We start from the raw sequence: 25,104 nt of genomic DNA on the forward strand, positions 1-25,104 counted from the left end.
CTACCGGCCCTGCCACTTCGGGGGCCGCTTCTCGGTGAAGGCGGCGTGGAATTCCGCGTAGTCCTCGCCGTGCATCAGCAGGGCCTGGGTGGCGGCGTCCATCTCGACGGCGGCGGCGAGCGGCATGTCGAGCTCGGCGGTGAGCAGGGCCTTGGTCTGGGCGAGGGCGAGGGCCGGGCCGTCGGCGAGGCGGCGGGCGAGCGCGGCCGCGCGTAGGTCCGCCTGGCCTTCGTCGGTCAGCTCGCTGATCAGCCCGATCCGTTCCGCTTCGGGTGCGCGGACGGGTTCGCCGAGCATCAGCAGCCGGGTGGCGTGGCCGAGGCCGACGACGCGCGGCAGCAGGTAGGCGGCGCCCATGTCGCCGCCGGAGAGGCCGACCTTGGTGAACAGGAAGGCGAAGCGGGCCGACGGATCGGCGATCCGGAAGTCGGCGGCCAGCGCGAGCACCGCCCCGGCGCCGGCCGCCACCCCGTGTACGGCGGCGATGACGGGGAAGGGGGTTTCACGTAGGGCCCGCACCACCTGTCCGGTCATGCGATTGAAATCGAGGAGCCGGGCGGTGTCCATGGCGAGTGTCGCGCCGATGATGTCGTCGACATCTCCGCCGGAGCAGAATCCGCGGCCCTCCCCCGCGAGCACCAGAGCGCGCACGCTGCGTTCGCGGGACAGTTCGGCGAGCAGGTCGCGCAGGTCCGCGTAGGCACCGAAGGTGAGCGCGTTGAGTTTCTCGGGCCGGGCGAGCGTGACGGTGGCAACCCCGTCGTCCGTCGTCAGCCGCAGATGGCGCCAGTCGTCCGTGTGCGGGGCGGAGCTGGGAAACGGGCTCATGGAGGGGGCTCCCCTTCAGCCGTCGGGCTGCTACCTGCCCCGAACTTATCACTGGTGCGTGACTTCCGTCACGAGCACGCGATACGTGGAGCGTGAGAACACAGTGACCAACGTCCCTTTCATACCGGTCGGCAGCCCCTTGCCCGCGTCGTTGCACTTCGTAAGGTTGAAACCGAGAAGTCCTGACTCCCAGAAGGCCCCGGAGAGCCCGGAGGCCCCGGAGCCCGCAGGGGGTCTCCGCCCTCGTGAACCCGCATCCGCCCTCGAACCCCGGAACGGAAGCCATGCCGTGCCCCCCGATGTTCCCCTTCCCCCCTTGTGGCGGATCGCGCTGCCGCACTCGACGGCGGCCGTACCGATCGCCCGTGCTCTGATCCGTACCGCACTCGCGGACATCGACGCACCGGCCGACACCGACACCGCCGAGCTCCTCACCGCGGAGCTGGTCGCCAACGCGGTCGAGCACACCCGCAGCGACGAACCCATCGAGCTGGTGGTGGAGCTCCTGCCGACCGGCTGCCAGGTCGAGGTGCACGACCGCGACCCCGCCCCGCCGGGCGGGCTCTCCTTCCCGCGGCACGACAGCGAGCCGGACCCCTGGCAGGAACACGGCCGGGGTCTGCTGCTGATCCGTACGCTCAGCTCGTCATGCGGCCACCGCGCGACGGAGCACGGCAAGGCGGTGTGGTTCACCCTGCCGTCCCTCACACCTCAGAGCTGACCCGCCGCCCTCACCGGGCCGCGCCGGCTCCGGCCAGCCGGGAGCGGCTGCGGCCGTAGAAGGCGTACACCGCCGAGCCGACGGCCAGGAAGACCGCGAACTGGACCCAGGTCGCCCAGCCCGTCCCGTACATCAGATAGAGGCAGAAGCCGACGCCCAGCAGCGGGCTCAGGGGATAGAGCGGTACCCGGAACGACCCCTTCACCTCCGGGTTGCGGCGCCGCAGCACGATCACCGCGAGGTTCACCGCGACCATGGTGGCCAGCGCGCCGATGGTCGTCAGGTTCACCACCACGTCGAGCGACGAGAAGGCCGCCGGGACCGCGAAGACGACGGCCACGATCCAGGTGTTGGCGACCGGCGTCGACGTCCGGGGCGAGACCCGCTCGAAGACCCGCGGGATCAGTCCGTCACGGGACATCGACATCAGGATGCGGGTCTGCCCGTACATCACCGCGAGCACGACGGACGCGATCGCGACGACCGCTCCGAAGGCGATGATTCCGCCGCCGACGGTCGAGTCGGTGACCTGGTCGACGACGATCGAGAGCGCCGCGGGCTGGTCGGCCACGGCCTTCGGCCCCAGCGCTCCGATGGCGGCGAGCGCCACCGCGCAGTAGAGCAGGGTGACCAGGCCGATGCAGACCATGATCGCGATCGGGATGTTCCGGCGCGGGTTTTTGACCTCTTCGCCCGCGGTGGTGATGGCGTCGAAGCCGATGTACGAGAAGAACGCCAGCGACGCACCGGCCGTGACCCCGCCCGCGCCGTGGGCGAAGAAGGGCGTGAGGTTGCCGCGCTCGAAGGCCGTGAGGGCGACGGCGCAGAACAGGACCAGGATGGTGATCTTGAGGACCGCCATCGCGGCGGTGGCGGTCGCGCTCTCGCGGACGCCGCGCACCAGCAGGGTCGCGGCCATCATGACGACCAGGACGGCCGGCAGATTGATCACGCCGCCGTCGCCGGGGCCCGCAGAAAGGGCGGCCGGCAACTGCGCGCCGAACAGGCTGTCCAGCAGCTCGTTGACGTACTGGCTCCAGCCGACGGCGACCGCGGAGACCGAGACGCCGTACTCCAGCAGCAGACACCAGCCGACCAGGAACGCGACGCGTTCGCCGAGGGTCGCGTAGGCGAAGGAGTAGGAGCTGCCGGAGACCGGGATGGCGCTGCCCAGCTCGGCGAAGGAGAACGCGGTGAAGATGCAGGTGATCGCGGCGAGCACGAAGGAGAGCACGACCGCGGGGCCCGCCTCGGCGACGCTGTCGGAGAGGCCGACGAAGATGCCGGTGCCCACGACCGCGCCGACCCCGAAGCACACCAGCTGGAAGAGCCCCATGGTGCGCTTGAGGCCGTGCCCCTCCAGGTCGGCGCCGGACTCGGCGATCAGCTGGTGGGGGTTCTTGATGCGCCGCCCGGACGGGTGCGGGGGGCTCGGTGGGCGCAGCGGACTCACGGGGACGGTCTCTTCTCTGGTGGAGCGCGTGGGGGGGAGGTGCACCGGGGGCTGTGGGGGCTCCGGCGTCACACGGAAAATGGGGTTCGAGCGTGCGAGCTCGAACCCCACCAAGAGGCAACATATTAGTCGCCTTCACGCATGTTCACCCAATCGGGCGCATGACCATGCAGCGATCAGCCCTGGACCGCCAGGGTCGCCACCAGAACGGCCTTGATCGTGTGCATCCGGTTCTCCGCCTCGTCGAAGACGACCGAGTGCGCGGACTCGAACACCTCGTCGGTGACTTCCAGCTCCGCCAGCCCGTGGGCGGCCTCGACCTCCCGCCCGACCGCCGTGCCGAGGTCGTGGTAGGCCGGGAGGCAGTGCATGAACTTCACATCGGCGTTGCCGGTGGCGCGGAGCACGTCCATGGTCACGGCGTACGGCGCCAGGGCCCGGATGCGCTCGGCCCAGACCTCCTTGGGCTCGCCCATGGAGACCCAGACGTCGGTGACGACGAAGTCTGCGCCCTTGACACCTTCGGCGATGTCGTCGGTGAGCGTGACGGTCGCGCCGCTCGCACCGGCCAGCCGGTGGGCCTCGGCGACGATCTTCTCGGCGGGCCAGTACGCCTTCGGCGCGACGATCCGGACATCCATGCCGAGCAGCGCGCCGGTGATCAGGTAGGAGTTGCCCATGTTGAAGCGGGCGTCGCCGAGGTAGGCGAAGGCGATCCGCTCCAGCGGCTTGTCGCTGTGCTCGGTCATGGTGAGGACATCGGCAAGCATCTGGGTGGGGTGCCAGTCGTCGGTGAGCCCGTTGAAGACCGGAACACCGCTGTGGGCGGCCAGTTCCTCGACGGCCGCCTGGCTGTCACCGCGGTACTCGATGCCGTCGAACATCCGGCCGAGGACGCGGGCCGTGTCCTTCACCGACTCCTTGTGCCCCATCTGCGAACCGGAGGGGTCCAGGTAGGTCGTACAAGCGCCCTGGTCCGCGGCGGCCACCTCGAAGGCGCAACGGGTACGCGTCGAGGTCTTCTCGAAGATCAACGCGATGTTCCTGCCGCGCAGCCGCTGCGCCTCCGTCCCCGACTTCTTGGCGGCCTTGAGCTCGGCCGCGAGCTCGATCAGGCCGCGGAACTCCTCGGCCGTGAAGTCCAGCTCCTTGAGGAAGTGGCGGCCTGCGAGGTCTATGGCCATGGGACAGCTCCTGGGTCGGGCGAGGATCGCACGTACGGTGACTCTGGAAGTCTATACGACACCATGCATCGCTATACGGCACGCCCGCCGGACCCCGCGGCCCCGGCATGATCCGAACGAGAGGCCCTAGACCGGGTCGCGCACCACCGGACAGCTCATGCAGCGGGGGCCACCCCTGCCCCGGCCGAGTTCGCTGCCCCGGATCTCGATGACCTCGATGCCCTCCTTGCGCAGAAAGGTGTTGGTGGTGGCGTTGCGCTCGTAGGCGACGACGACGCCCGGCTCCACGGCCAGCACATTGCAGCCGTCGTCCCATTGCTCGCGCTCGGCGGCGTGCACGTCCTGGGTGGCCGTGAGGACGCGGATCGAGTCCAGGCCCAGGGCCTGTGCGATCGCCCGGTGCATGTGCTCGGGCGGATGGTCGGTGACCTTCAGGTCCCTGGGCCCCTCGCCGGGCTCGATGGTGTACGAGCGGAGCATGCCCAGGCCGGCGTACTTGGTGAAGGTGTCGCCGTCGACCATCGTCATCACCGTGTCGAGATGCATGAACGCCCGGCGCTTGGGCATGTCGAGCGCCACGATCGTGCGGGCCGAACCGGCGTCGAACAGTCCCCGGGCCAGCATCTCCACCGCCTGCGGGGTGGTGCGTTCGCTCATCCCGATGAGCACGGCGCCGCGGCCGATGACCAGTACGTCGCCGCCCTCGATGGTGGACGGGTAGTCGTCCTGCCCCTGGGACCAGTGGTGGAAGGCGCCCGCGTCGGGACCGGTGAAGAGGGGGTGGTGGCGGTAGATCGCCTCGAAGTGCACGGTCTCGCGCTGCCGGGCCGGCCATCGCATCGCGTTGATGGACACCCCGTCGTATATCCACGCCGAGGTGTCCCGGGTGAAGAGGTGGTTCGGCAGCGGGTCGAGCAGGAAGTCGTCCAGGTCCATCACATGGAAGCGGACGGAGGTCGGCTCGCTGTGCCCGGCCAGGAACTCCCGCTTGGTCATCCCGCCGACGAGGGCGTCGGCCAGCTCGCCGCTGGGCAACTCCTCGAAGACGGCCCGCAGATGCTCGGTGGCGAGCGGGCCGTACTCCTTCTCGTCGAAGACCCGGTCCAGGACGAGCCGCCTGGCCACCGGGATGTCCAGCGACTCACGGAGCAGGTCGCCGAAGAGATGCACCGCCACACCTCGGTCCCGCAGCACGTCCGCGAAGCCGTCGTGCTCCTCGCGGGCCCGGCGCACCCAGAGCACGTCGTCGAACAGGAGCGCGTCCTTGTTGCTGGGGGTGAGGCGCTTCAGTTCCAGATCGGGGCGGTGCAGGATGACGCGGCGCAGCCGCCCGGCCTCGGAGTCGACGTGGAATCCCATGTCTCCATCCTCACCGTGCGCAGGCGTTTCACTCCCACGAATCGCCAGCGGGTTCTCCGTACATCGCACCGGAAAACCCGCCGGCGATTCCCTGCCCTCCGTGACAGCCGTCAGAGCCTCGGGTCGACCGGCTCCGACTCCAGGGCCAGCACCGCGAACACCGCCTCGTGGACCCGCCACAGCGGCTCCCCGTCGGCCAGCCGGTCCAGCGCTTCGAGTCCCAGCGCGTACTCCCGCAGGGCCAGCGAGCGCTTGTGGCCGAGGAACCTGTCGCGCAGCCGCTCCAGGTTCTCCGGGCGGGTGTACTCGGGGCCGTAGATGATCCGGAGGTACTCCCGGCCGCGCACCTTGATGCCCGGCTGGACCAGCCTGCCCCTGCCGTCCCGTACGAGCGCGGCCCGCGGCTTGACGACCATGCCCTCGCCACCGCGGCCGGTCATCTCCAGCCACCAGTCGACACCGGCGCGCACCGACGCCTCGTCCCCCGTGTCGACGACGAGCCGGCGGGTGCTCCGGAGGAGCCCGGTCGGGTCGTGCTCGACCAGCCGGTCGATCCAGGCCAGCTGCTCGTCGTGCGGTACGGAGGCCAGTGAGCGGCCCTGGACAGCGAGGACCTGGAACGGTGCGAGCCGCACCCCGTCCAGCCCCTGGGTGCTCCAGCAGTACCGGCGGTACGCCTCGGTGAACGCGGTGGCGTCCTCGGCGCGGCCCCGCTGACGGTCGGCGAGAGCACCGACGTCCACACCGCGGGCCGCAGCCGCCGCGAGGGCCGCGTTGGCCTCCGGCAGGGCCGCGCCGGACGCGGCACCGACCGCGGCGTACTGCGAACGCAGCAGCCCGCCCGCCTTGAGGGACCAGGGCATCAGCTCGGCGTCGAGCAGCACCCACTCGGTGCCCCACTCCTCCCAGAGTCCGGCGGCGGTGACGGCGGCGCGCAGCCTGTCGAGGATCACCTCGGTGAGCGCGGCGTCGTCGAGGAACGGCCGTCCGGTACGGGTGTACAGCGCCCCGGTCGGGCCACCGGCGGTGTCAAAGGCGCCCACGCCGAACCGCTCGCGGGCGGCGGCCGCGTCCCTGCAGACCAGCGCCACCGCACGCGATCCCATGTGCTTCTCCTCGCACACGACCTCGGCGACGCCGTCCGCCCGGTACTGCGCGAAGGCCTCGGCCGGGTGCTCCAGATAGCCGTCCTCGCGCGAGGTGGCGGTGGGTGCCATGGTCGGCGGGAGGTAGCCGAGCAGCTGGGGGTCGACGGCGAACCTGCTCATGACTTCGAGCGCGGCGGCGGCGTTCTCCTCACGGACCGCGATGCGGCCCATGTGCCGGGTCTCGACGATCCGGCGGCCCTGCACATCGTCGAGGTCCAGCGGCCGCCCCTCCCGGCCACCCGGTGCCTCGGTGGCCAGTGGCCTGGCCGGCTCGTACCAGACCTGCTCGGCGGGGACGTCGACGAGCTCGCGCTCCGGCCAGCGCAGCGCGGTCATCTTCCCGCCGAAGACGGCTCCGGTGTCCAGGCAGATGGTGTTGTTGACCCAGGAGGTGTTGGGTACCGGGGTGTGGCCGTAGACCACGGCGGCACGGCCGCGGTAGTCCTCCGCCCACGGGTAGCGCACGGGCAGGCCGAACTCGTCGGTCTCGCCGGTGGTGTCCCCGTACAGCGCGTGCGAGCGGACCCGTCCGGAGGTGCGGCCGTGGTACTTCTCGGGCAGTCCGGCGTGGCAGACGACGAGCCCGCCCCCGTCGAGCACGTAGTGGCTGACGAGGCCGTCGATGAACTCCCGCACCCGGCCCCGGAAGGCCCGGTCCTTCTCGTCCTCCCGGTCGAGCTGCTCGATGGTCTCGGCGAGCCCATGGGTGGGCTGCACCTGGCGGCCCTTGAGGTAGCGGCCGAGCTTGTTCTCGTGGTTGCCCGGCACGCACAGGGCGTTGCCCGCCGACACCATGGCCATGACGCGGCGCAGCACCCCGGGGCTGTCGGGGCCGCGGTCCACGAGGTCGCCGACGAAGACCGCCGTACGCCCTTCGGGGTGCGCGCCGTCGACATAGCCGAGCTTGCCGAGCAGGGACTCCAGCTCTGAGCTGCAGCCGTGGATGTCGCCGATGATGTCGAAGGGACCGGTGAAGTGGCGCAGGTCGTTGTAGCGGCGCTCCAGCACCACTTCGGCGTGGTCCGCCTCTTCTTCGGTGCGCAGGATGTGCACCTTGCGGAAGCCCTCGCGCTCCAGTCCGCGCAGCGAACGGCGCAGTTCGCGACGGTGGCGCTGGATGACGTGGCGCGGCATGTCGGCGCGGTCGGGGCGGGCCGCGTTGCGCGCGACGCAGACCTCTTCGGGCAGGTCGAGGACGATCGCGATGGGCAGCACGTCGTGGCTCCTCGCCAGCTGGACGAGCTGTTTGCGGCTCTCTGACTGGACGCTGGTCGCGTCCACGACGGTCAGCCGCCCGGCCGCCAGCCGCTTGCCCACGATGTAGTGCAGGACGTCGAAGGCGTCATGGCTGGCGCTCTGGTCGTTCTCGTCGTCGGCGACCAGGCCGCGGCAGAAGTCGGAGGAGACGATCTGAGTGGGCTTGAAGTGCCTGCGGGCGAAGGTGGACTTGCCGGAGCCGCTGGCCCCGATGAGGACCACGAGGGAGAGGTCGGTCACCGGCAGCGTGCGTGGGGTACTGGTCATGCGGCATTCGCCTCCTTCTCGGTCCGGTCGCCGTTCTGCTTCGCGGTCTCGTCCCGGTTGTGCTGCGTGTTCTGCTTCGTGGTTTCGTTCGGGTGCGGCTTCGCGGTCCCGTCGGCCGCGGTCATCATGAACACGGCCATCTGTGTGGGCGGTCCCACCTCGGGGTCGTCCGTCCCCACGGGGACGAAGTCGACTCCGTATCCGTGCCGCCGCGCCACTTCCCGGGCCCAGCCACGGAATTCGGCCCTGGTCCACTCGAACCGGTGGTCGCCGTGGCGCACATGCCCGGCGGGAAGGGTCTCCCAACGGACGTTGTACTCGACGTTCGGCGTGGTCACGAGCACGGTCCGGGGGCGGGCCGACCCGAACACCGCGTACTCCAGGGCGGGCAGTCTCGGCAGGTCGAGGTGTTCGACGACCTCGCTGAGCACGGCCGCGTCGTACCCCTTGAGCCGCTTGTCGGTGTAGGTGAGCGAGCCCTGCCTGAGCGTGACCCTGGCGGCCTGCCGCTCCCCCATCCGGTCCAGCTTCAGCCGGCGTGACGCGATCGTGAGGGCGCGCACCGAGACGTCGACGCCGACGATCTCCGTGAAACCCACGTCCTTGAGCAGGGCCTGCACCAACTGGCCCTGCCCGCAGCCCAGGTCGAGCACCCGGCTCGCGCCCGCGGCCCGCAGCGCACCGAGGATCGCGGCGCGCCGCTGCTCGGCGAGCGGAACCGGCTTCTCCTCGGTGTCGGTGGTCTCGTCCACGGCGTTGTCGATGCTGTCGACGTCGAGGTCGTCCGACTCGGCGAGCCGCACCAGTTCGAGCCGCTGCATCGCCTGCCGGGTCAGCCCCCAGCGCCGCGAGAGATAGCGGCTGGTGATCAGCTTCTGCTCCGGGTGGGCGGCGAGCCAGCCCTCTCCCGCCCGCAACAGCTTGTCCACCTCGTCCGGCGCGACCCAGTAGTGCTTGGCGTCGTCGAGCACCGGCAGCAGGACGTAGAGCTGCCGCAGAGCGTCCGCCAGCCGCAGCTCGCCTTCGAGCACCAGCCGTACGTACCGGGAGTCCCCCCATTCCGGGAACTGCTCGTCCAGCGGTACGGCCACGGCGTCCACGCCCGTCCAGCCGAGCGGCCCGAAGAGCTTGCGCACCAGCTCCGCACCACCGCGGGCCGGCAGCACGGGCACCTCGATCCGCAGCGGCATCGGCGCCTGCGCGCGCTCGGGCAGAGCGCGGCACACACCGTTCAGCGCGGACTTGAAGACCGCGCTCATGGCGACGGACAGCAGCGAGGACGCCGCGTAGGGGCGGTCGTTGACGTACTGCGCGAGCGCCGCGTCGGGAGCGCCGCCCCGGCCCTTGCCCTTGCCGCGGCGCACCAGGGCCACGGGATCCACTTCCAGCAGGAGCGCCGCGGTGCAGCGCTCGGCGGACGCCTCGGGGTAGAAGACGTGCGCGGTGCCGTGGGAGGTGGAGAACGTCTGCGCCTTCTCGGGATGCTTGTGCAGCAGGAAGCCGAGGTCGGTCGCCGGACGTCCGGGGTTGCCGGTGGTACTGATTGTCAGGAACACACGTCCGAGTATGGTCCGGTCCGTTCTCCCCCCACCAGGCATTTTCACGTGTCCACGGACTCGTCGGCCGCCGTCGGGGCAAGCAGCCCGGCCAGTTCCGCGACGGTGTCCGGGCCGACCCGGCAGCAGCCGCCGATCAGCCGGGCCCCGGCCCGGGCCCAGGCCCTTGCCCTGCCCGCGTCGAACGTGGCCGCTCCGGCCCATCCCCGGTCCCCCTCGTCCCACCGCTCGCCGCTGTTCGGATAGACGACGACCGGCTTCCCGGTCACCTCGGCGGCCACCCGCACCGCCCGGTCCGCATCCGCCGGGTCGCAGCAGTTCACGCCCACGGCCACCACCTCGTCGTGGCCCGCGGCCAGCCCGAAGGCCGTCTCCAGCGGCTGGCCCGCCCTGGTCCGCCCGCCCGCCACGCTGTACGAGAGCCAGACGGGCAGCCCGCACCCCTCGACCGCACCCAGCAATGCCTCCGCCTCGTCGACGTCCGGCACCGTCTCCAGCGCCAGCACATCGGGCCCGGCAGCGGCCAGCGCCTCGATCCTGGGCCGGTGGAAGCGCTCCAGCTCCCCGACGGAGAGCCCGTAGCGGCCCCGGTACTCACTGCCGTCCGCCAGCATCGCCCCGTACGGGCCGACCGAAGCGGCGACCCACACCTCCCGCTCCACCGAACGGGCGGCCCGTCGGGCCAGCCGGACGCTGCGGGCGAACAGCTCCACCGCCTCCGCCCGCCCGATGCCCCGCCGCGCGAACCCCTCGAAGGTCGCCTGGTAGCCGGAGGTGATGAGCACCTGCGCACCCGCGCGCGCATAGGCGGTGTGGGCCGCCTCGATCTGCCCGGGCCCATCGGTCAGCAGGCGGGCCGACCACAGGGCGTCGGACAGATCGCAGCCCTGCGCCTCCAGTTGGTTGGAGAGCCCCCCGTCCAGCACGACGGGCCCCGCCGCAAGAGCACTGCCGAGCGTACGGACGGATTTCCGGGCGGATGCGCGGAGGGACGACGGGCCGCCGGACGGCCGGGCGGGGTGCACAGGTGACTCCCTTCGTCCTCCTGTTGTCCTTCTGTCCTTCTGTCCGCGGGCCCCGGCCTCAGCCGAGCTGGGACTGGACCTGGGAGGAGATCAGCTCCAGGTGTTCCAGATCCTCCAGGTCCAGGATCTGGAGGTAGATCCGGGACGAGCCGATCGCGCCGTACCGGCCGATCTTGTCGACCACCTCGGCGGGCGAGCCGGCCAGCCCGTTCGCCTTCAGCTCCGCCACCTCACGCCCGATGACGGAGGCACGGCGCGCCACCTCCGCGTCGTTCTTGCCGACGCAGACCACCAGGGCGTTGGAGTACACCAGGTCGTCCGGTGCGCGGCCGGCCGTCCGGGCGGCCTCGCGGACCCGGCCGAACTGCTTCTCGCTGTCCTCCAGCGATGCGAAGGGGATGTTGAACTCGTTCGCATAGCGGGCGGCCAGCCGCGGTGTGCGCGTCGCACCGTGGCCGCCGATCAGCACCGGCACCTCGGCCTGCGCCGGCTTGGGCAGCGCGGGTGAGTCGGTGAGCTGGTAGTAGGTGCCGTCGAAGCTGAACGTCTCGCCGATCCTGGTCGCCCACAGCCCGGTGATGATCTCCAGCTGCTCCTCCAGCCTGCCGAACTTCTCCTTGGGGAACGGAATGCCGTACGCCTTGTGCTCCTCCTCGAACCAGCCGGCACCGAGACCGAGCTCGACGCGCCCGCCGGACATCTGGTCGACCTGCGCGACCTGGATGGCCAGCACACCGGGGAGCCGGAAGGTCCCCGCGGTCATCAGGGTGCCGAGCCGGATCCGCTCGGTCTCACGCGCCAGCCCGGCCAGCGTGATCCACGCGTCGGTCGGGCCGGGCAGCCCGTCCCCCGGCCCCATGCGGAGGTAGTGGTCGGAGCGGTAGAAGGCGTCGAAGCCGAGGTCCTCGGTCGCCTTGGCCACGGTGAGCAGGGTGTCGTAGCTCGCCCCTTGCTGGGGCTCGGTGAAGATTCGAAGATCCATGCCTCCATCCTGCACCTCAGGGCACCGGCCGCCCCTCTCCCGCGGCCTCCCCGCGCGGTCACTCCCGGAGCCGTGCACGACCGCGGCCGGCCGCGGTCGTACCCGCCGGTCCGCCGATCGCACCGTACGGCCCGTGCGCACCGTACGGGCCGTCCCGTCCCCGGCCGCGCTCCAGATCCTGCTGCCGCTCCCTGTCCTGCTCGTCGAGGCGGCGGAGCATTCCGTGGACCCGGTCCATGGACTCGTCGGCCGCGTCGATCGCCTCCATGCACTGCCAGTAGAGCCCCTGCTCATCGGTCTCGCAGGCCACCCCGACCAGCGCCATCCCCACTTCCCCGAGCAGTGTGCCCAGCCCCGTCAGCGTCGCCCGGGGCTCGGCGAGCTCGGAGAGCTGCGCGGCCCGCGCCACCCCGGCCCGCGCCGCCGGGTGATCCAGCGCCCCGCTGCTCCGCCCGCCGATCTCGCTCAGCCCGCGTGCCTCGCCGCGTAACTCCTTGGGCCCTTCGGCCGCCAGGCGGCTGCCGATCGCCTGGGCCAGCGCCTGTGCCTGCCAGGCCTCCGCGATGATGTCCGGCGTCCCCCTGCTCTGAGCCAGAGCACGCCGGCTGACTCCTACAAGCCGTTCCGCTTCCATGCGTTCCCCCGTCCGTACGAAAAGCCGCTCACCTCATCCATTACCCACAGTGAGGTCACTGGTACCGAAAAGCCAGGGGAATTCGGAAATCTATGGACACTAACTCGATTGTGGATAAGTCGATCACTCCGAAGAGTGACGGTCGCCCGATTCCGGGGAGTCCTGGCGCCCCGGTAGCGGGAAGCGGGACTCGTTCCGTTCGATCTTCTCCGACAGTGCCGTGAGCGCGTCGATCCCCAGCACCTCGCAGAACTGCAGCAGATACGCGAGGACATCCGCGACCTCGTCCGCGACCCGGTGCGCCGTCTCGGGCCGCTCCATCACCCGCGCCGATTCCTCCGGCGTCAGCCACTGGAAGATCTCCACCAGTTCGGATGCCTCGACGCTCAGTGCCGCCGCCAGGTTCTTCGGGGTGTGGTACTGCTCCCAGTCCCGTGCGGCCGCGAACGCGGCGAGCCGTCTCTGCAGGGCATGCACATCAAGTTCTGTCACGGCTCCAGGTCTACCACCGTCACCCCGGGCGTCTGTCTGGCCCCTGTCGCGCCGGACTCCGTGACCGTCCCGACCAGTCTGAGATGTCCGGCCGCCCCGATCGACACGGCCAGGGACAGCAGTTCGCGCAACTGCCTGCCGTCCAGGTCACGGTCGAGTCCGTCGGCCAGCACGGTGAGGGTCTGCATGGCCGACGGCACCTCCCCCGCGGCGTCCGCCTCCAGCACCCCGGGGCCGGTGAGCAGCACGAGGGCGAGCGCGAGATAGCGCAGTTCGCCGTCCCCCAGCCGTCCGGCCGGGGTGGCCCGCCCTCCGCCCCGCCCGACCGTCGCCCGCAGCGATCCGTCCATGAGCCGCTCGACGCCCAGCGCGGTCACCGGCCCCGCGCATCCGGCGTGTGCCGCGGCGACCAGCCGGGCATGGCGCCGGGCGCACTGCGTGTGCGTACGCTCCAGCACCGCCGCGATGTTGTCGCAGCCGCGGCGCAGCCTGCCGTCGCCGGCCGGCACGGGGGCACGCATCCGCTGCGGCCGCGGTTCGCACGCGAAGACCGACCGCAGGGCCACGACCATCTGTTCGGCGGCGGCCAGCACCCGTAACTGCCCCTCGGTCCGGCCCGCGACGCGCAGCGGCAGCAGTGCCGTGCCGAGGCGGTCGTCCGGAAGCGGCGCACGCGTCACCGGGACCGCGCCGGCGGTGTGCCAGGCCGCCTGGACCATGGAGCGTCCCGGGTCGCGCAACGCGGTGGTGAGCAGGATCTCGCCACCGCCGGTGAGCCGTTCGCCGACGATGCGGAGAGTGGGCTCCGCCTGGACGGCGACATCCAGCCGCACCGGTCCGGCCGGGCCGTCCGACGTGCAGCCGATCCGGAAGCCGCGGCGGCCCTGCGCGTCGGCCGCGGCCCCTTCCGGCACGCAGCCCGCCGGGTCCGGGAACACCTCGTCCAGCGGGTCTCCGGCGCCCAGCCGCGCCAGCGCCTCGTAAGCCCGCAGCGCGCTGGACTTTCCGCTGCCGCCGGGCCCCGTGAAGAGCGTGACCGGGCCGACCGGGAAGACGGCTCCCCGGTGCGAGGCGAAGGAGGACAGCCGCAGCTCGGTGACGACGGGTCCGGCAGGGCGCTCCGGCCCGTACCGGGACCGCGCGGCCCCCGTACGGGCGGGCGTGCGGGCGACGGTGGGCGGGCCACCGGGCTCGGAAGGGCCGGGCGGCAGTGGCGGGGTGGTTTCCGGACGGAGTGCGGTCATGGGCGGACGGTATGCGTGCCATGGACCGGCGAACCGTTCCGCCTGAACGACCTTCCTACGATCGGAGTACATGAACCGGTTCACCCCGGCCCGGTCTCCCTGCGCGGACTACGAGCCCGGAAGGCCCGCCGCCGTGACTCCCTCGACCTCCATGCCGACCGGCGACAGCAGGAAGACATTCCGGTCGACCCGGTGCATTCCGCTGCCGAGGCCGAAGACCACCCCGCTGGTGAAGTCCAGGATGCGCTTGGCGACGTCCGTCTCCGCGCTGGTCAGGTCGAGGAGCACCGGGATCTGGGCGACCAGGTACTCGGCCACCTCCCGTGCGTCCGCGAAGACCTGGACCCGCAGCACGACGAGCCGCCGCTGCTCCGACGCCGGGCCCTCGTCGGGGACCGCGCGGTGATCCACCCTGGACGGCCACTCGTTGCGGCTGCGCAGAGGTACGACCTGGGCAAGCCCCTCCCACTGCTCGTCCGTGACGTCGTACCTGTCGTACCTGCTCACCGGACCACCCCGTCTGTGCTTCGGTTGGCGTTGCGCCGGCTGCGCTCGCTGTTCATCGGGCAATTCTCTCGCCACTCACCCGTTCGGCGTACCACCGACACGGTTCATGGCCCGATCGACACCGCCGGCGCCCCGTCCGAGGCTTCCCCGGCGGCCCTGAGCCGGTGCGCTTCCGCACTCATGTCGACGGGGGTGAACCGTACCGGAAGCCGGACCAGCGCACGGTGGAAGGGCCCCGGACGCCACGTCAGCCCACTGACCGGAACAGCCAGTTCCGCGTCGCACAGCTGACTGGTGAGCTGCTCGATCGCGGTCATGGCGATGAGCAGCGCCGGCTGCTTCGCCGGGCACCGGTGCGGACCCGCGGACCAGGCGAGGTGGGCACTGGCCCCGGAGCGGACCGCGAGGTCCGAAGGCGTGGGCGTGGAACGGGTGTTGGCCGCGGCGTAGGAGACCAGGAGGAGTTGCCCGGCGCGCAGCCGCACGCCGTGGAACTCGGTGTCGTGCCGCGGGTAGTGGGCCGAGAGATTGGCCAGCGGCGGGTCCTGCCAGAGCACCTCGTCGATCGCCTCGTGCGCCGTCATCGCGCCACCGTGCAGCGAACCGGCGTAGCGGGCGTCGGTGAGCATGTGCAGCAGTGCGTTGCCGATCAGATTGGTGGTCGGATCGTGGCCCGCGCTCATGATGAGGGTGATCTGACGCACAGTCTCGTCGTTGTCGAGATTCGCCGGGTGGCCGAGGAGGTACGAGGTGAGGTCGCGGCGCGGCCGGGCGCGCCGGTCGGCGACCAGTGCGGTGACGACCTCGACGAGGTCGGCGTACGCGGTGGCGGCGTTCTCGGCCGAGTTGAACATGCCCGCGATGCCGTTGACGACGCGTTCGCCGTCGCCCGGCTCCACGCCGAACCAGGTGACGAAGACGTGCAGCGGAAGCCGTCGGGCGTACTGGGCGATGAGGTCGCCGTTTCCGGTGGCGGCGAATTCGCCGATGAGCCGCTGGGCGACCCGGGCGACCTCGGCCCGCAGGACGTGCGGTTCGATCAGGGCGAGGCTGTCGTTGATGGCGTCGCGGTAGCGGGCGTGCACGTCGCCGTCGCTGAAGAGCGCGGTGGGCCGGTAGCCGAGCATCGGCAGGACCGGCGAGTCCTCGGGGACGGTGGCCTGCCAGGCGCGCGGGTCCTTGGTGAAGGTGTGGGTGTCGCGCAGCAGGTCGACGGCGGCCTGGTAGTCGGTGACCAGCAGGGCGTCGATGCCGGGGGCGAGCCGGACGGGCGCGAGCGGGCCGTGTTCGCGCAGGTGGAGGTAGTGGCTCCGCGGGTCGGCGGCGAATTCCGGACCGTACAGGGCGAGGGGCTGCGGCGGCTGTGCGTACGGCGTCATGACGGGTCCTCGGGCCTGGGCATCCGGGTGAGCACGTGCTCGGCCAGCGCGATCAGCGCGTCGATGCTGCCGCGGCGTTCGCGGGCGTCGCACTGCACGAGCGGGGTCTCGGGCGCGAGGTCGAGGTGTTTGCGCAGGACCTCGTCGGGGTGGGCGGGGGCGTCGGGGAAGCGGTTGACCGCGACCGCGTACGGCAGCCCCTGCTCCTCGACCATGTCCATGACCGCGAAGGAGTCGCCGAGCCTGCGGGTGTCGACCAGGACGAGTGCGCCGAGCGCACCGCGCGCGATGTCCTCCCAGAGCGGCAGGAAGCGCTGCTGGCCGGGGGTGCCGAACATGTAGAGCACCAGGTCGTCCAGGACGGTGAGCCGGCCGAAGTCGATGGCGACGGTGGTCGTGGTCTTGTCCGGCAGCCCGGCGGTGTCGTCGAGCCGGGTGCTGGACTGGGTCATCGCCTCTTCGGTGTGGAGCGTGGCGATCTCCGACAGCGTCCGGATCAGGGTGGTCTTGCCGACGCCGAACGGACCCGTGACGACCAGCTTCATCAGGGTCCGGGCCCCGGGCGGCAGATAGCCGACGCCGGTGCGGTCAGTGCAGGGAGCGGAGTCCAACGAGCAGCCTCTCGACGAGCGACCGGTCGATCTCCCCGGCACTGGGGATGGGCGGTCGGGTGTGCAGATGTCCGGCGGCCGCGAGGTCCGTGGCCAGGAAGACGGTGGCGCTGACCGGCAGGTCCAGGTGGGCCGCGCACTCGACGACGGTGAGCGCCCCCGGTTCGAGCAGCTCGCACAGTCTGCGCTGTTCCGAGCCGGTGTCCGGGGGCAGCTCGCTGTCGGCGCGTACGAGTACGTCGAGCCGGTCGAGCGCGGGGCCGGCGGGCCGGGTACGGCCGCCGGTGACCAGATAGGCGGGTATCAGACGGCGCCCCGGACCGGAGGTCATGGCCGGGCGGCGGTGTCCGGCAGGCGGGCGGGTGCGTTCATCGCCCGGGTCAGGGCGGTGACCTGCACCTGCATCTGGTACGCGATGTCGCCGAGCTTGGCGCCGGGTTCCGCGAACAGGGCGAGTGTGGTGTTGTTCCCGGCTGGTACGACGATGGCGAAGCCCTGGTCGGACTCGACGACCGTCTGGGCCAGGCGCGGTGCCTCGACGTCGGTGAACGCCGTGGTGAACGCGCGTGCCGCGGCGTGCAGCGTGGCGGTCATGGCGGCGACGCGTTCGCCCGAGGCCCGGTCCAGGCCGGGCGACGCGCCCTCGACGAGGCCGTCCCCGGTGGCGACCACGGCGTGCTGGACTCCGGGCAGCTCCAGCAGCGGGGTCAGCACCCATGCGAGGTCACCGGCGGTGGAAGTGGGGGCGCTCACGTCAGGTCGTCTCCTTGCTCGTCCCGGTCGTCCGGGTGGTCGTGGTCGTCCGGTGCCGGTGCGGATGGCCGCCCGGCGACGCTCCTGCCGTTGAGGGTGCCCTGCTGGAGTGCCGCCCAGGAAGCCCCGGCCTGCTCCGGTGTACGAGGCACCTGTTCGCGGTCCGGGGCTGCGTCGGCGGATGCGGGGCGGGCCGGGGCCGGACGCGGGGCGCGTCGGCGCCGGCTGGGCAGCGCGGCAGCCTCCCCGCCGGCGGGTTGCGGCACGGGGGCGGTCTCCTGCTCGGTCGGGGCGGGCCGGGCGGAGGCGGCCTGCGCCGGCACCGGCTTCGGGGCGAGGGCGGAGAGGCTGCGGTCCTCCTCCATCACGGTCAGCAGATGGGCGGGGACGCGCAGGATCGTGCGCATGCCGCCGAACGGCGAGGCCTCGATGTGGCAGTTGAAGCCGTACTGCAGCACCAGCCGGCCGACGACGGCGAAGCCGGTCTGCGGCGGATCACCCAGCTCGGTCAGCAGGACTTCGGGCGGGCCCGCCAGCAGGGCCCGTGCCCGGTCGAGCGCGTCGTCGTCCATGCCGATGCCCGCGTCGTCGACCACCAGGAACGCGCCCCGGCCGCCGCTCTGCTGGACGGTGACCTGGACATCGGTGTCGGGGTGCGAGTACGCGGTGGCGTTGGCCAGGAGTTCGGCCAGTGCGATGGCGAGCGGTTCGGCCGCGCGGGCGACCAGCGCGAGCCGTTCGTCGCGCAGGTGGTTGGCGACCTTGATGCGTTCGTAGCCGGCGACCCGGGACTGGGCACCGAGCACTATCTCGACGAGCGGCGAGTTCTGGCGGGCGAGGCCGGGCCAGGCGTCGCAGAGGACCGCGGTGGCCTGGGTGCGGCGCAGCGCCAGTTCGTTGCGGAAGTCGAGTTGCAGGATCCGCGGGTCGTCGTACTCGTGCTGGAGCTCGTGCAGCAGTTGCTGGGACTGGTTGAGCAGGGACTGGATCTTGGCGGAGGTGCCGCGCATGGCCGCGCGGGCGGCCGCGTCGACGCGCCCGCGCTCCTCGACGACGGCCTTGCGGGCGGCCTGCACCGCCTCGGTGAGCAGCCGTGCGGAATCGCCGTCGACCTCGGCCGCCTCGCGCAGTCCGGGGACCTTGGCGGTGGGGTGGGAGAGGGCGAGCGCGGCGGCGGGTATCCGGTTGCGGGCCAGCTGGCGGATCTCGTCGGTGAGGGCCGCGGTACGGGCGTCGGCGGCCTTCGACTGCCGTTCGGCCAGCTCGGCCCGGGCCAGCGCGATGTTCTCCGCGCGCGCCGAGTTCTGTGCGCGGACCGCCGCCGCCACGGCGGCGGCGACGGCGATCACCGCCACTATCCATCCCATGCCGTCACCGCGTTTCTGTCGTCGGGTCGGTCTGCCGGCCGAAGCGGCGGCAGGATCCCCGCCTACTGCTCCGCGGGGCGGGCCGGCTCATGCGGCCCCTCCAGTTCTTGAGCGACCACGGCGACCTCGGTCATCACCTGGAGCACGCCGGGCAGTTCGGAGCCGTCGAGCTGCCGGTACTCGCTGCCGATGGTCACCACCAGCCGTTCCGGAAGGCCCAGTTCCGGGTAGCGTCCCTCGCCGATGATCCGGCGGGCGGCCTCGACGGCGGGAATCCCCGCCGCGTGGAAGGCGTGGGCGCGCTCACGTACGTACTCCAGGTACACGATGTGGTCGCGGACCCCGGCCCGGTCGAGGAGCGGCCCGTGTCCCGGGACGACGGTCTCGGCGCCGGTGGCCAGGACCCGTTCGCAGGCCGAGATCAGGTTGCTCAGCGGGCCCGCCCAGTGGACCGGGTGGTCGCCCGGCTGCTGCGGGGTGGAGGAGAAGATGATGTCCCCGGTGAAGACGGCTCCCTGCGCCGGCAGATGGACCATCAGGTCGCCGGTGGTGTGCGCGGACGGCAGCGCGGTGATCTGGACCGGGTACTCCCCCAGTGTCAGTTCGAGCTCACCGGTGAAGTAGGTGGTCGGCACCACCGGTTCGGTCTGCGACCAGTCGAAGGGGCCGAAGTGCCGGGCGAGGTAACCGCCGAGCGGGGTGGCCGGATCGCCTGCGGTGACGAGGGCGTGCTGCTGCTTCGGCGTGGGTTCGTAGTGGATGTGCTCGCGGGCCTCGCGGGTGACGATGATCTCCGCGTCCGGGAGCACGCCCGCGCCCCAGAAGTGGTCCCCGTTCGCGTGGGTGACGATCACCCGGTCGATGCCGACGCCGTCGGGCAGCCGCTTGGTGGACTCGGCCAGGAACTGGCCGGCCAGCACGGCGTCGTACGGGGTGTCGATCCAGAGCGCACTGCGGGGCGAGACGAGCAGACCGCAGTTGGCCAGCCCCCAGCCCCGTTTCGGCGGGAGCCATGCGTACAGGCCCTGCCCCAGGTCAACGACGTCTCCACCCGTGATCGACATGGACGCGATTATGCCGACCGAATTCCGGCCACGCGTTCGAACCCGGCCACCCCGGGATCCTGTTGGCGTAAATTGATCGCCCTCATGCTCCAGCGACGAGGGAATGGTGACCCTGCGAGACCGACGCACTCGATCCTCACCTGCCACCTTCCGGACAACCTTCCCCAATTCACCCGACGGCGTCACGCATCGCGTCAAGCCCTCACCAAGCCGCCGCCAAACCGGAATGAGCCGATTACCCACCGAGCATGGCTGAAAATAGTCGCACTGAGACCTCCGGGGACAGTGCCGGAAGGCACTGTCCCCGGAGGTCTCCCGAGTCTCGAACCGGACGCGCCGGACGCGCCGGACGTGGCGGTCGCAGGACCGGCCTAGCGGACCTGGCCGCCCTCGAAGTAGGCGATCAGCTCCGGGTCGAGGGCCGGCACCTCGAAGGGCGCACCGCCCTCGCGCAGGGAACGGGTCGCGAGCACACCGGCGGCGACGCTCATCCGTGCGGCGACCGGCGAGGTGTCGGTGACACCCCCGTCGCGCACGAACCGGCAGAACTCCTCCATGATCCGGCTGTCCCCGCCGCCGTGCGAGCCCTTGGCCTCCGGCACCCGGTAGGTGATGTCGGCCTCGGCGCGGTATCCGCTGGGACCGGTGTTCCAGACCTTGACCTCGTCACCGGGGCTGTCACCGAAGTTCTCCAGCCGGCCCTCGGTGCCGATGACGGTGTAGTTCCGCCAGTAGTCGGGCGTGAAGTGGCACTGCTGGTAGGCGGCCACGACGCCGTTGTCCAGCTGCATGTTCATCACCGAGACGTCCTCGACGTCCACGATGTGGTGCAGGTCCTTGCGGGCCGTCGGCGGCCAGTCGAACTCGCGCAGCCAGTTCGCCGGGCGCGGGGTGTCCGCCTCGCGGCGCGGCAGGTCGCCGTAGACGAGGAGGTCGCCGAGCGCGTTGACGCGGCGGGTGTAGCCGCCGGCCAGCCAGTGCAGGACGTCGATGTCGTGCGCGGCCTTCTGGAGCAGCAGACCCGTGGTGCGGGTCCGGTCGGCGTGCCAGTCCTTGAAGTAGTAGTCACCGCCGTAGCCGACGAAGTGCCGCACCCACACGGCCTTGGGCTCGCCGATGTCGCCGCGGGCGATGATGTCGCGCATCAGCCGCACGACGCCCATGTGGCGCATGTTGTGCCCGACGTACAGCCGGGTCCCGGTCTCGTACGCGGCGCGCAGGATGTTGTCGCAGCTCTCGACGGTGATCCCGAGCGGCTTCTCGACGAAGACGGCCTTCCCGGCCCGCAGCGCGTCGATGGCGATGGTCTCGTGGGTGTCGTCCGGGGTCGCGACGATGATCGCGTCGAGGTCGTCCCGGCCGAGGAGCTCCTTGTAGTCCTCGACGGCGACATCGGTGCCGAAGCGCTCGGCCTCGCGCCGGCGCACCTCGGGGTCGAGGTCGCAGACGGCGGTGATCGCCGAACCCTGTCCGGGGTGGTGGGCGGACGTCGCGATGGAACGGCGCAGGCCGAGCCCGATGACGCCGAGTCGCAGGTCTGACACGGGGGTCCCTTCTGTCTGTACGGGTGGTGCGGGCGGAGACTACTGACTGCGGCTACTTGCCGGCGATCGAGGCCTCGAACTCGGCGCGCATCTTGTCGCCGCCGCCGGAGCGCCACTTGCGCAGCTCCTCCTTGTAGGCGGAGATCGGCTTGCGGCCCGCGATGATGTCCTTCTGGCAGTCGCTCATCGCTGTGGTGAGGGAGGCGCTCTTGCTGGTGGACGTGTCGGAGAAGTGGCCGCTCGTCGGGTTGGTCTGGTTGATCTTGAGGAGTTCCTGCTGCCAGCCGTGGATCCGGCCGGCCAGCTCCGACTTGCCCGGCAGGTAGATGTACTCGGGACCGGCGGCCAGGAAGGCGAGCGGCATGGCGGTGGTGACGGCCTCCGCGTTCCCCTTCGGCGTGAGCTTGATGTCACCGCCCGACGAACGGGTGAAGTGCGTGCCCTCGATGCCGTTGTCGAGGAAGAGCCGCTCCTCGGTGCCGAAGGGCGCGGCCAGGTAGTCGAGCACGCCCAGCAGCATCTTGACCCGCTTGTCGTCGGCCTTCTTGTTGATGGCGGTGTAGCCGACGGATCCGTATCCCATGCTGTAGCGCGGCTGCGCGCCGGGCTTGGCGGCGAACGGCTCGATGATGCCGAACGGGAAGTCGTAGTTCTTGACGTCGACCAGGAAGCTGGGGAAGGACTGCACATAGGCGCCCAGCGTGCCCTGGGCCATCTTCTCCATGGTGGTGGAGAGGTTGGGGTCGGGCCAGAAGAGACCGGCCTTGGCGACCTTGACGCCGAACGCCAGGGCCTCCTGGTACTCCTCGGTCTCGTACATGTGCGTCAGCTTGCCGCCCTCCAGGCGCCAGCCGCTGGGGGCGCCGAACCACTGGCCGAACATGCCGACGTGGTTCACGTACGCCGGTTCCAGGACGTACTTGTTGCGCTTGGCGTCGAGGAGCTCCTTGCCCTTGGCGAGGAAGTCCTCGGCGCTGCTGAACTCGGCACCGCCGACCGGCTTCCAGTAGTCCTCGTTGACGACGTAGACCTGGCCCATGGAGCCGTAGGCGACGGTGACGCCGCGGATCTTGCCGTTGATCACGGCGGTCTTCCACGCGGTGGTCGGCAGGTTGGCCAGGTTCGGGTACTCCTTGACCGCGTCGCCGGACAGGTACGGCGTGAGGTCGTGGAACTTGGCGTCCAGCAGCTCGGGCACGCGCTGGATGCCCTGGTTCGGCGGGAACCAGACCAGGTCGGGAATGCCGCCGCTGGCCATCATGGCGTTGAACTTGGTGAGGTACGCGTCGACGCCCTGGTCGACGACGATCGTCATGTCGAACTGCGCGCCGAGCCGCTTGTTCAGCTCCTGCCAGTAGCCGTTCTTGCCCTGCGGCGGGGCAGGCGTGGTGAACGTCTCGGTGAGGGCCGTGATGCGGCTGCCGTCGCCGGGCGCCTTGGCCACGGACTTGGTCAGCTTCTTCGGGTAGCGCAGATACGTGGCGTCCAGTCCGGCCGCGTTGCCGGCGAGGTCCGCGGGGGCGGTCTGCGCGGGGACGTACGACGGGAGCTTGAGCTTGGCGGACGCCTTGGCGCCGCCCTTGCTGACGCCGGCTCCGCTGCCGCACGCGGTCAGGGACGTCAGACCGGCCACGGTCAGGCCGGCGATCCCCGCCGCGCCCATGAAACCGCGCCTGGACATGTTGGTGGACATGGGTGCTCCTTGGAATATGTGAAGTGCGTGGGGCGACGGGATGTCCGGGCGGGCGGATCAGCCCTTGATCGCCCCGGTGAGGACGCCCTTGACGAAGAACTTCTGCAGGAAGGGGTAGACGCAGAAGATGGGCACGATGGCGATGATCAGCACGGCCATCTGCAAGGAGGTCGCGGGCGGGATCGCGTGCACGCCCATGGCCTGCGCGTTGATGCTCTGGCCGTTGAGCACATAGCTGCGCAGGATCACCTGGATGGGGAACTTGCTGGAGTCGTTGAGATAGAGCACCGCGTTGAAGAAGCTGTTCCAGTACCCGACCGCGTAGAAGAGGCCGACCACGGCGAGGACCGCCTTGGAGAGCGGCAGCACGATCCTGAAGAGGACGGTCACCTCGCCCGCGCCGTCGATCCGCGCGGCGTCGTACAGCTCCTCGGGAATGCTCTGGAAGAACGAGCGCACGACCACGATGTTGAACGCGTTGAGCAGTACGGGGAGGATCAGCGCCGCGTAGGTGTCCAGCATCTTGAACTGCTGGACGGCCAGGTAGGTGGGGATGATGCCGGGCGCGAAGAGGAAGGTGCCCAGTACCAGCAGCAGGATCGGCTTGCCGAGGACGGTGCCGGGCCGCGAGGTGCCGTACGCGATCATCACGGTGCAGGCCAGGCTCAGCGCGGTGCCGATCAGCGTGATGAAGATGGAGACCAGGGCCGCCTGGGTGACGACCCCGCCGGAGAGGATGACCCGGTAGGCCTCCAGCGTCGGGTGCTCGGGCAGCAGGACGTAGCCGCCGTTGGCATTGAGCTCCTCCCGCCCGGCGAGGCTGGTGCCGATGGCGAGGAGGAACGGGTAGAGCACGATCACGGTGAGGACGACCAGGGCGGCCGCCTTGGCGCCCTGCCCGTACCAGTGGGGCCGTTCCATCCACGGCGGGCGGCCGGACGAGGAGCGGCGGCGCTCACCGCCGCGGGCGCCGGGGCGGGCGGTGCGCAGCCGCGCCGAGAGGGTCTGCTGACTCATCGGTACACTCCCTGCTCACCGAAGCGGTGGGCCAGCTTGTTGGCGGCGAGGATGAGGGCGAATCCGATGACGCCCTTCATCAGGCCGGCGGCCGTGCTCATTCCCCAGTTGCCGTCGATGACGCCGTGGAAGTAGACGTAGGTGTCCATGACTTCCGAGGCGTCCGGGCCGACCGCGTCGCGCTGGAGGATGATCTGCTCGAAGCCGACCGAGAGGATGTCGCCGAGCCGCAGGATCAGCAGCATGAGGATCACCGGCCGGATGCCCGGCAGGGTGATGTGCCAGATCCGGCGGAGCCAGCCGGCTCCGTCCATGGCGGCGGACTCGTACTGGCCCATGTCGATCGAGGCGATGGACGCCAGGAAGATGATCGTGCCCCAGCCGCAGTCCTTCCAGATGGCCTGGGCGGTGATCAGCAGTTTGAAGGTGCCGGGATCGGTCATCACATTGCCGATGTTGACCCCGTGCTCCATCAGCAGTGTGGTGACGGATCCCGCGCCGCCGAGCACCTGCTTGAACATCGCGACCACGACGACCCAGGACAGGAAGTGCGGAAGGTACACGACGGTCTGGATGAACCGCTTGATCTTCTCGCTGATGAGCGAGTTCAGCAGCAGCGCCAGAGCGATCGGGGCCGGGAAGTAGAGCACCAGCTGGATCGCGGTGATCTGCAGCGTGTTGGAGACCGCGCTCCAGAACTCCGGCTCGGAGAGCAGCGCCGTGAAGTTGGCGAGACCCACGAACGGGCTCTGCTTGAAACCCAGGAACGGCTGGTAGTCCTGGAAGGCGATGACGTTGCCCGCGAGCGGCAGGTAGAAGAAGAGCGCGAAGTACAGGACGCCCGGCAGGCAGAACAGCAGAAGTGATCTGTCCCGCTTGAGACGGTGCCGGAGCGGTAGTCGTACGCGTATGTCCTTGCGCTTCTTCCCGCCGGAGCGTTCCGGGTCGTCAGGGTCATGGGGCTGCGGCACAGGCGACCGCACGGTCGAGACCGGCGCATCTGCCATCGTCACAGGCAC

General features: G+C 70.7%; 23 protein-coding genes. 1 reads left to right on the top strand and 22 read right to left on the bottom strand.

Annotated elements, in window-relative coordinates; all coding sequences use genetic code 11:
* Complete coding sequence (locus ACWCPY_RS11425; protein ID WP_451264088.1) at nt 1-828, bottom strand: enoyl-CoA hydratase family protein; 828 nt, start codon at nt 826-828, stop codon at nt 1-3.
* A 289-nt stretch (nt 829-1,117) separates the two neighbouring features.
* On the opposite strand from ACWCPY_RS11425, the gene ACWCPY_RS11430 reads away from it, so the two are divergent.
* Entirely contained in the window at nt 1,118-1,549 is a 432-nt protein-coding gene (locus tag ACWCPY_RS11430; protein ID WP_451264089.1) for an ATP-binding protein, read from the top strand.
* A gap of 10 nt (nt 1,550-1,559) precedes the next feature.
* Here the strand turns inward: ACWCPY_RS11430 and ACWCPY_RS11435 are convergent, their stop codons facing one another.
* The 21 genes from ACWCPY_RS11435 to ACWCPY_RS11535 all read right to left on the bottom strand — a co-directional run bounded on the left by ACWCPY_RS11435 (nt 1,560) and on the right by ACWCPY_RS11535 (nt 25,056).
* Complete coding sequence (locus tag ACWCPY_RS11435) at nt 1,560-3,002, bottom strand: amino acid permease (RefSeq protein WP_451264090.1); 1,443 nt, start codon at nt 3,000-3,002, stop codon at nt 1,560-1,562.
* A gap of 176 nt (nt 3,003-3,178) precedes the next feature.
* Nucleotides 3,179-4,186 carry an ornithine carbamoyltransferase gene (gene argF / locus ACWCPY_RS11440; RefSeq protein ID WP_451264091.1) on the bottom strand — a complete coding sequence of 336 codons (1,008 nt, stop codon included), beginning with the start codon at nt 4,184-4,186 and terminating at the stop codon, nt 3,179-3,181.
* A gap of 126 nt (nt 4,187-4,312) precedes the next feature.
* Entirely contained in the window at nt 4,313-5,545 is a 1,233-nt protein-coding gene (locus tag ACWCPY_RS11445) for an arginine deiminase (protein WP_403770498.1), read from the bottom strand.
* Nucleotides 5,546-5,655: 110 nt separating this feature from the next.
* On the bottom strand, nt 5,656-8,217 hold the full coding sequence (locus ACWCPY_RS11450) for a polynucleotide kinase-phosphatase (protein WP_451264092.1): 2,562 nt from the start codon (nt 8,215-8,217) through the stop codon (nt 5,656-5,658).
* Complete coding sequence (locus tag ACWCPY_RS11455) at nt 8,214-9,773, bottom strand: 3' terminal RNA ribose 2'-O-methyltransferase Hen1 (protein WP_451264093.1); 1,560 nt, start codon at nt 9,771-9,773, stop codon at nt 8,214-8,216. The genes ACWCPY_RS11450 and ACWCPY_RS11455 overlap by 4 nt, the downstream gene beginning before the upstream one ends.
* A 44-nt stretch (nt 9,774-9,817) precedes the next feature.
* Nucleotides 9,818-10,699, bottom strand: a complete 882-nt coding sequence (gene mmuM, locus ACWCPY_RS11460) for a homocysteine S-methyltransferase (protein ID WP_451264187.1) — start codon at nt 10,697-10,699, stop codon at nt 9,818-9,820.
* Nucleotides 10,700-10,856: 157 nt separating this feature from the next.
* Nucleotides 10,857-11,780: an LLM class F420-dependent oxidoreductase gene (locus ACWCPY_RS11465; protein WP_451264094.1), complete on the bottom strand. Its 924-nt coding sequence runs from the start codon at nt 11,778-11,780 to the stop codon at nt 10,857-10,859.
* Between the two features lie 58 nt (nt 11,781-11,838).
* Nucleotides 11,839-12,414: a DUF6099 family protein gene (locus ACWCPY_RS11470; protein ID WP_451264095.1), complete on the bottom strand. Its 576-nt coding sequence runs from the start codon at nt 12,412-12,414 to the stop codon at nt 11,839-11,841.
* A 123-nt stretch (nt 12,415-12,537) separates the two neighbouring features.
* Complete coding sequence (locus ACWCPY_RS11475; RefSeq protein WP_451264096.1) at nt 12,538-12,906, bottom strand: nucleotide pyrophosphohydrolase; 369 nt, start codon at nt 12,904-12,906, stop codon at nt 12,538-12,540.
* Nucleotides 12,903-14,150 carry an ATP-binding protein gene (locus ACWCPY_RS11480; RefSeq protein WP_451264097.1) on the bottom strand — a complete coding sequence of 416 codons (1,248 nt, stop codon included), beginning with the start codon at nt 14,148-14,150 and terminating at the stop codon, nt 12,903-12,905. The genes ACWCPY_RS11475 and ACWCPY_RS11480 overlap by 4 nt, the downstream gene beginning before the upstream one ends.
* 108 nt (nt 14,151-14,258) lie before the next feature.
* On the bottom strand, nt 14,259-14,657 hold the full coding sequence (locus ACWCPY_RS11485; protein ID WP_451264098.1) for a cell division protein SepF: 399 nt from the start codon (nt 14,655-14,657) through the stop codon (nt 14,259-14,261).
* Between the two features lie 104 nt (nt 14,658-14,761).
* The gene (locus tag ACWCPY_RS11490; RefSeq protein WP_451264099.1) at nt 14,762-16,036 is read right to left on the bottom strand and encodes a cytochrome P450; all 1,275 of its coding nucleotides are present in this window, start codon (nt 16,034-16,036) and stop codon (nt 14,762-14,764) included.
* Nucleotides 16,033-16,647 carry a GTP-binding protein gene (locus ACWCPY_RS11495; RefSeq protein WP_451264100.1) on the bottom strand — a complete coding sequence of 205 codons (615 nt, stop codon included), beginning with the start codon at nt 16,645-16,647 and terminating at the stop codon, nt 16,033-16,035. The genes ACWCPY_RS11490 and ACWCPY_RS11495 overlap by 4 nt, the downstream gene beginning before the upstream one ends.
* Nucleotides 16,625-16,978, bottom strand: a complete 354-nt coding sequence (locus ACWCPY_RS11500) for a DUF742 domain-containing protein (RefSeq protein ID WP_451264101.1) — start codon at nt 16,976-16,978, stop codon at nt 16,625-16,627. Before ACWCPY_RS11500 ends, ACWCPY_RS11495 begins: the two co-directional genes overlap by 23 nt.
* On the bottom strand, nt 16,975-17,400 hold the full coding sequence (locus ACWCPY_RS11505) for a roadblock/LC7 domain-containing protein (RefSeq protein ID WP_329819483.1): 426 nt from the start codon (nt 17,398-17,400) through the stop codon (nt 16,975-16,977). Before ACWCPY_RS11505 ends, ACWCPY_RS11500 begins: the two co-directional genes overlap by 4 nt.
* Nucleotides 17,397-18,767 (bottom strand): ATP-binding protein, encoded by a 1,371-nt coding sequence (locus tag ACWCPY_RS11510; protein WP_451264102.1) that lies wholly within the window; start codon nt 18,765-18,767, stop codon nt 17,397-17,399. The genes ACWCPY_RS11505 and ACWCPY_RS11510 overlap by 4 nt, the downstream gene beginning before the upstream one ends.
* A gap of 62 nt (nt 18,768-18,829) precedes the next feature.
* Nucleotides 18,830-19,831: an MBL fold metallo-hydrolase gene (locus ACWCPY_RS11515; RefSeq protein ID WP_451264103.1), complete on the bottom strand. Its 1,002-nt coding sequence runs from the start codon at nt 19,829-19,831 to the stop codon at nt 18,830-18,832.
* 371 nt (nt 19,832-20,202) lie between these two features.
* On the bottom strand, nt 20,203-21,375 hold the full coding sequence (locus ACWCPY_RS11520; RefSeq protein WP_451264104.1) for a Gfo/Idh/MocA family protein: 1,173 nt from the start codon (nt 21,373-21,375) through the stop codon (nt 20,203-20,205).
* 52 nt (nt 21,376-21,427) lie between these two features.
* Nucleotides 21,428-23,068 carry a hypothetical protein gene (locus ACWCPY_RS11525; protein ID WP_451264105.1) on the bottom strand — a complete coding sequence of 547 codons (1,641 nt, stop codon included), beginning with the start codon at nt 23,066-23,068 and terminating at the stop codon, nt 21,428-21,430.
* A 57-nt stretch (nt 23,069-23,125) separates the two neighbouring features.
* Nucleotides 23,126-24,085 carry a carbohydrate ABC transporter permease gene (locus ACWCPY_RS11530; protein ID WP_451264106.1) on the bottom strand — a complete coding sequence of 320 codons (960 nt, stop codon included), beginning with the start codon at nt 24,083-24,085 and terminating at the stop codon, nt 23,126-23,128.
* Nucleotides 24,082-25,056 carry an ABC transporter permease gene (locus ACWCPY_RS11535; protein WP_451264188.1) on the bottom strand — a complete coding sequence of 325 codons (975 nt, stop codon included), beginning with the start codon at nt 25,054-25,056 and terminating at the stop codon, nt 24,082-24,084. Before ACWCPY_RS11535 ends, ACWCPY_RS11530 begins: the two co-directional genes overlap by 4 nt.
* Nucleotides 25,057-25,104: the final 48 nt, after the last annotated feature.

It is taken from the genome of Streptomyces sp. NPDC002403 (assembly GCF_053593015.1).